The following is a 6,383-nucleotide window of genomic DNA, read 5'->3' as shown; positions in this document are numbered from 1 at the left end:
GATGTGTTCCGTGACAAGCTGGAGTACCCACGACTGAAACGTGCGGCTGCCAGCCTGTATCTGGCCTGGAACCCGCAGGCGGTATTGATCGAGGATAAAGGCAGCGGTACCTCGCTGATCCAGGAGCTGCGCGAAGGCGTAAACGCCGGTTATAAAAAGATCCATGTGCCGGTCATCCCCTGCGACCCCAAGGGCGTGAACAAGATAGACCGGTTAGTGGAGGTCAGCAGTCTGTTTGAGGCTGGGCTGGTGCATCTGCCTGAAGCGGCACCCTGGCTGATTGACTACGAGCTGGAGCTGACCATTTTCCCGCTGGCGGGTAACGATGACCAGGTGGACTCCACCAGCCAGTTTCTGAAATGGGCGCACGAGCACCGAGCAAACTTTAGCTTTGCCTCTACCGGACACACCCGCGCAGGCGTCGAGGCCTACGGCGAAAACCCGCACAGTATTGATGAGGATAAAGGTTATGGTGTGGTAAGGGGCCGCAATGATTTCAGGGGTTATTGAGTGCTCACATTTTAACCGGCACAGGGACTAGACAGGACAACACCATGGCAGGCAAGCCAAAACTGGGAGAGCTGGCAAAGGCGGACCACGGCGTCCGGCTGGCGTCGGCCTACACCGCCACCCTGATGGACAACCCCGACAGCGTGCTCAGAGAGCGCGGTCGGGACATGAAGATCTACGATGAAATCCTGCGAGACGATCAGGTAAAACCCACCTTCCAGCAACGACGCCTGGCGGTAATCCAAAGCGAGTGGACGGTGGAGCCTGCCAGTGAGTCTGCTCAGGACAAGGCCGCTGCGGAGTTCATTAAAGAGCAGCTGACCCATATCCGCTTTGACGCCATCACCGATAAGATGCTCTACGGCCTGTTTTACGGTTATGCCGTGGGCGAGTGCCTGTGGGCCTACGATGGCAGCCAAATAGTGCTGGACGATATCAAGGTCCGCGACCGCAGCCGGTTTGTGTTTGATGTGGACGGCAACCTGCGGCTGATCAAGGCCGGTGAGCCCCATCCGGTGAAACTCCCCGACCAGAAGTTCTGGGTGTTCAGCACCGGGGCCAACCACAGCGACAACCCCTATGGTTTGGGACTGGGCCACTATCTGTACTGGCCCACCTTTTTCAAACGCAACGACATCAAGTTCTGGCTGATTTTTCTGGAGAAGTTCGGCCAGCCCACTGCCATGGCCAAGCTGCCGCCGGGACAGGCGGAAGATCCACGGGAACGGGAAAAGGCCCTTCAGGTGCTGGACGCCATCCAGGTAGACAGCGGCATTGTCGTTCCGGACAACATTCTGGTAGAGCTGCTGGAGGCCGCCCGCCATGGCACCGCTGACTATGAAGCGCTGGCAGAGCGCATGGACCGAGCCATCAGCAAGGTGGTGCTCAGCCAGACCATGACCACCGATGACGGCAGCTCACTCTCCCAGGCGCAGGTGCATGAGGCGGTGAAACAGTCGGTGATCAAAAGCGATGCGGACCTGATCTGCGAGAGTTTCAACAACCAGGTGGTGCGCTGGTTAACGGAGTGGAACTTTCCCAATGCCCAACCACCTAGAGTCTGGCGCAATACCGAGCCGGAAGAAGACCTGCTCCAGCGGGCCGAACGCGATAACAAAATCAGCACCCTGGGCTACGAGCCCACCGAGGAGTATATCGAGGAGGTGTACGGCCCCGGCTGGCGGAAAAAACCGGAGCCAATGTCGCAGCCCATTGCAACGGATAACTTTGATCCCGCCTTTGCCGAGCAAGACGCCGTTCATCCACAGCTCGCAAAGAAAAAGGCCGATCGGCGTAAGGATCAACAGGCGCTGGCAGATGCTGCTGACTATTTTGCTACTAGATATCACGCGTTATATGGGAATCAGATAGAAGAATTGTTGTCCTATGCCGAGGACACCGGTGACCTGCAAACATTCAGGTCACATCTTGAAGAGCTACTGGAACAATCATCTTCTTCAGACACTGCAGTAAAAACCATACGTGATGCGGGGTTCTACAGCAGGCTAATGGGAATATTTAGAGGCGAAAAAAGGTGAGAGCACTTACTTCGAAGTCTATGAGCGAACCTGTTATCGTCAGGAATACCGATACATCGGTTACAGGTATCAGCAAAGTTCAGTCTCCTTCGGTTATATATGAAAAGCGCTTGAGCGATGACGATATTCAACGCATCTTTACCCAACAGAAGCCGCTACGATTAAGGCACATAGAGTATCGAGGGTTGTTGGAGTTCTCGGTAAAAATCAAATCTGATTCAAACAGGGTAAAGCTCAAAATTATTCAAACACTTGAGGGTAATGAAAAATCATTTGCGAAATTTTTTGAGGAAAAGGAGGATAAAGTTCTTCAGCTTCAGGATATCCAGGCTAATCCGCTCAAGTGCGGCTTGGGAACGTTATTACTTCATGTGGCTAGTTATTACGCGGTGCATATTGAGAAATATCCTACCTTTGAAGTACGAAAAGCAGTTAGTAGAGCATTTGGCTTTTACCAAATGCTAGGTTTTAAAGGTGACTACAGCGTTTCGCCAACGTATCTACAGATCACCAGCAAAGCATTACTGGAGAATACACGCCATATCTGTCAGAAGTTTCATGCGATAACCGATGAATATCCATTATGTCCTCAAGCCACTATGACTTCCTGGAAGTCACTGCCGGTTTTACCCTGAAACCGGCCCAGGCTATCCGGTTCTTTGAACGCAAAGGGCTGAAGCTGTCATTCCGCTGGGAGGATATGCTCGCAGAGGAACATGACGCCGCCTTTACCGTGGTCAAGATGATGAACCGGGATCTATTGGTCTTCGTAGCCAAAAAAACACAGCAGGCCATAGACGACGGGAAGACGCTGACGGAGTTCAAACAGCAGCTCATTCCTGCCCTGCAAAAGGCCGGATGGTGGGGTAAACAGGATGTTGTGGACCCGGATACCGGACAGATCGTCAAAGCTCAGCTGGGCAGCGCATCCAGGCTGGCGACTATTTTCCGCACCAACCTGCAAAGCGCCTATAGCGTGGGCCACTGGCAAAGCATTCGGGCCAACGCTGCAACCTCGCCATATCTGATGTACGACGCAGTGGAAGACCACCGGGTACGACCCGAACACCAACAATGGGATGGCAGGGTGTATCCGGTAAACCACACCTTCTGGACATCCCACTTCCCTCCGAACGGCTGGAACTGCCGCTGCGGTGCTATCCAGCTGGACCGCAAAGAGTTGAAAGCCTACGGTCTGAAACCCTCACCAGAGCCCAGGATCAAAACCCGTCTCTGGGAAAACCCTCGCACCGGCAAGAGCCACACAGTACCAGAAGATCTCGACCCAGGCTGGGATCACAACCCGGGCCAGACACGCTTTGCCATCCTGCGACAACTTGAGCGTGAGAAACGATCAGAGGGTCAGCAGCAAAAACCGTAACGTGTACCCCGTTCAGACCATGAAGCCAATCCCTATACCCATTGCCGACTTTTTACCCCTTTCAACTAACGAATGAACGGTTGATTTGCTGAAGGTCATCACACCCTGTTAGTCAATGGTCTAAAGTAGCCTGTCATCATGGGGTTATCCGAATGCCCCTGCCGTTTTGGCACATCATGCACTATCACCATTGACGTAAAACAACTGAATACACAGATAACATCATGCAGGCAATAACAGCTCAGGACATTAACACCATCGCAGAAGCAAGCAGGATTTTACCTGAAACAGAAGGGACCGCATTGCTGGATCGTTTCCAGGATCGTCAGCCCCAGCTTTACGACGCGATTTTTGGCGAATTGTCTGATGCAATAGCAGAAGACAGTTTCGATATGGCTAACCTTTTTCTGGATCTGTGTTTCGATATCATCTTCCTCTACCACCGGACACAGGGCGAAATCCCAAAGCAGCCAGAGGATGAACGATGGCTGGAAGTGAAAATGGCGTTGCTGGATGCCGAGCTTAAGTCGCTGGTGCCCGGAAACGCCATGAACGGGAACCTCACGGCATCACTGAATGATCGATTTGTAGATCGATGCAAGGCCGCAGGCACTCCTTTGGCGTTGTTGGCGCATCTTGACGAGCAGGTTAGCCAGTATGCGAGTTTTGATCCTTCTCGTCCTCGCGCTATCCCCCTGGTGAACAATCTGCTGTTTGTAGTCGTCAGGTTAATGGATGACATCTACGATTCACGAACCTGACGATTAACCGCTAAGGGACTGAACCATGGGAATGACCTATACCAACCGGGCTGGCAAGCTTTATTCCCTGTACCGGTCAGTCACGCGTACCGGCAGGGAGTGCTATTTCTTTTCAACCCGGAAAAACAGTCAGGCTGAACCCGTGGCAGAAACTCCGACCGGGTATGAGATTGTCGAGCGTCCGGAAAACGGGCAGGTGTTTCTGAAAAAAATAGTGCCACAGTTAATCACCAAGGCTGAAGAACAGACCGTAGCGACGCTACTGGCAGGCGTTTCCAACCCCGTGCGGTATCTTCAGGATTGCAGGGGCGAGCATATAACGATCTATGAGTCCTGTATCGCCGACAACCTGCTTGAGGATGAGACTGTTGCGCAAGTTCATTCATTGGGTTTTAACCAGACAAGGGTCAACCGGATCATTCTCAACGGGCTCTTTCTCCCCATACTGCGCTTTGGTCTGCGTGATGCAGAATCCCGGTATTTTTCCGTAGAGCGCTTCTGTTTTATGGGTGCGATCGACGATTGGATATTCATCGGATGTCCTGACGCACTGGAAACCCTGGCCGCAAAATACATCGGACGGCTCGGCACCGATGCGTTTTACGACCCTTTCGGATAAACGCACAAGCTTACGCCGAAACATAAGCAACAAATACGCCTGATACGGGTTCGAACCTGCCAAGTTTTCATATACCATCACTCCTTCATCCTACGAGTGAAGTGATACATTAACCATTGCACCCAATAGCCTCTCTTGCCCTTCCGACACTGGCTGTAAAAGTTGGCGGGCGGTAGCGTAGTTGTATTTTGTCAGCTGCTGTCAGCGATACATATGCAGCGGGCTCTGTTCACATTAAGTGTTGTCATCTCTGACTATACTGCTCAGTGCGTCTATTCCACTCTGCACTTGAGAGGTGAGACATGCAGAAGCAATCATTTGACGACATCCTGAAATCCATTCCTCTGATGTCTCCAGACCAAATCACGATTCTCCGGGAAGCTCTTCCTCCGGTACCTGCAAAAGGATCAGAAGACAGACAGGCATCCGGCCTGCTCGAAAGGCTCAAGTTTTACTTTGGCCGGCATCCTGTTTGCCCTCATTGCCATAGTGAATCGATCAAACGCCGGGGTCAGAAATCAGGACATCAGCGGTATCGCTGCAAACAGTGCCAGCACACATTCAATGCCATGACCGGCACACCTCTGGCGCATTTGCGTGTCCGCGACAAGCTGGATGCATACGTGGAATGCATGAATGGCAGCACTACCCTCCGTCCAGCGGCCAGGAAATGCGGTGTATCCCTGAACACATCATTCCACCTTCGCCATCGTTTGATGGCTGTCGTTGAAACCGATCATTATGGGGATCTCACAGGCATTTCCGAGGAGGATGAAACGTTTTTCCGTGAGTCCCACAAAGGCCAGCGAGACCTGCCTGTACCCGCCCGGCGTCGCGGAGGCCGGATTAGGCGTCATCGCTCGAAGCCGGACGCAGGCCTGAAGCATGACGCCGTTAAGCAAGTACCGGTCATGGTAGCCTGCGACCGTGAGCATCATGTCATTGATGCCGTACTGAGCCATGTCAACACCGATGAAATTCATGAGCATTTATGTGGGCATATTCAGGCAGGCAGCACCCTCTGTACTGATGGGCACCTGTCTCATGACAATTTAGGCAAACGACTCGGGATCAACACCAAAACACTGGTTGCGAAAAACGGCCAACACGTGAAGGACGGCGTGTACCACATCCAGACGGTCAATGCGTATCGCAGTGACTTGAAGCGTTGGCTTAACGGTTTCTTCAACCGCGTAGCAACAAAATATCTCTCTCGTTACCTGGCTTGGAAGCGATATTTAAAGACCCATATCTTCTCAGAAGAAGGATTTTTAGATCAGATTTCTATTCATTGGGTAAAACAACACTTAATTTGAACAGAGCCTATGCAGCGCTTATGACTTTTATCAGTTTTCCGGAATCAATCCGTGATGCCACGTGTTGCACGGAACACCCGATCTGAGTTGATTTGCGATGGCGCTGAGGGCGTGCAGTGTATTGGCAATATTTGGCAGGAACACAGAAAGGGTTCGCTTATCAACAGCTTGGCGAGCAGGGAAAGATCATGAAAGGCCTTGCTATCATTGACTTCGCGGGCAATTGACCGCCACCAACACTTTTTCTTTTTAGCCATG

General features: G+C 52.2%; 8 protein-coding genes. 7 read left to right on the top strand and 1 reads right to left on the bottom strand.

Annotation, left to right across the window (positions count from 1 at the left end; all coding sequences use genetic code 11):
* The 7 genes from terL to ABD892_RS01730 form a co-directional block, all read left to right on the top strand.
* On the top strand, positions 1-510 hold a 510-nt coding region (gene terL, locus ABD892_RS01760; RefSeq protein WP_345193186.1), incomplete at its 5' end, for a phage terminase large subunit.
* Between the two features lie 44 nt (positions 511-554).
* On the top strand, positions 555-2,048 hold the full coding sequence (locus ABD892_RS01755) for a DUF935 domain-containing protein (RefSeq protein ID WP_345193184.1): 1,494 nt from the start codon (positions 555-557) through the stop codon (positions 2,046-2,048).
* Positions 2,045-2,683, top strand: a complete 639-nt coding sequence (locus ABD892_RS01750; protein ID WP_345193182.1) for a hypothetical protein — start codon at positions 2,045-2,047, stop codon at positions 2,681-2,683. Before ABD892_RS01755 ends, ABD892_RS01750 begins: the two co-directional genes overlap by 4 nt.
* A complete protein-coding gene (locus tag ABD892_RS01745; RefSeq protein WP_345193181.1) occupies positions 2,632-3,429 on the top strand; it encodes a phage head morphogenesis protein in 798 nt (265 codons plus the stop codon). Before ABD892_RS01750 ends, ABD892_RS01745 begins: the two co-directional genes overlap by 52 nt.
* Before the next feature lie 224 nt (positions 3,430-3,653).
* Positions 3,654-4,190, top strand: a complete 537-nt coding sequence (locus tag ABD892_RS01740) for a hypothetical protein (RefSeq protein ID WP_345193180.1) — start codon at positions 3,654-3,656, stop codon at positions 4,188-4,190.
* A 25-nt stretch (positions 4,191-4,215) separates the two neighbouring features.
* Positions 4,216-4,809, top strand: a complete 594-nt coding sequence (locus tag ABD892_RS01735) for a hypothetical protein (protein WP_345193179.1) — start codon at positions 4,216-4,218, stop codon at positions 4,807-4,809.
* A gap of 302 nt (positions 4,810-5,111) precedes the next feature.
* Entirely contained in the window at positions 5,112-6,125 is a 1,014-nt protein-coding gene (locus ABD892_RS01730) for an IS1595 family transposase (RefSeq protein WP_345193177.1), read from the top strand.
* A gap of 44 nt (positions 6,126-6,169) precedes the next feature.
* Here the strand turns inward: ABD892_RS01730 and ABD892_RS01725 are convergent.
* A partial coding sequence (locus tag ABD892_RS01725) for a hypothetical protein (protein ID WP_345193175.1) occupies positions 6,170-6,383 on the bottom strand: 214 nt, incomplete at its 5' end.

Origin of the sequence: Kistimonas scapharcae, from assembly GCF_039540975.1 — a bacterium.
Lineage (GTDB): Bacteria > Pseudomonadota > Gammaproteobacteria > Pseudomonadales > Endozoicomonadaceae > Kistimonas > Kistimonas scapharcae.
The sequence above is the reverse complement of the archived record's forward strand: the minus strand, read 5'-3'. Positions and strand labels throughout refer to the sequence as shown.

Coding starts and splice junctions, on each gene's coding strand:
- ABD892_RS01755 (WP_345193184.1), top strand. CDS start 555: ATGGCAGGCAAGCCAAAACTGGGAGAGCTGGCAAAGGCGGACCACGGC.
- ABD892_RS01745 (WP_345193181.1), top strand. CDS start 2,632: ATGTCCTCAAGCCACTATGACTTCCTGGAAGTCACTGCCGGTTTTACC.
- ABD892_RS01740 (WP_345193180.1), top strand. CDS start 3,654: ATGCAGGCAATAACAGCTCAGGACATTAACACCATCGCAGAAGCAAGC.
- ABD892_RS01735 (WP_345193179.1), top strand. CDS start 4,216: ATGGGAATGACCTATACCAACCGGGCTGGCAAGCTTTATTCCCTGTAC.
- ABD892_RS01730 (WP_345193177.1), top strand. CDS start 5,112: ATGCAGAAGCAATCATTTGACGACATCCTGAAATCCATTCCTCTGATG.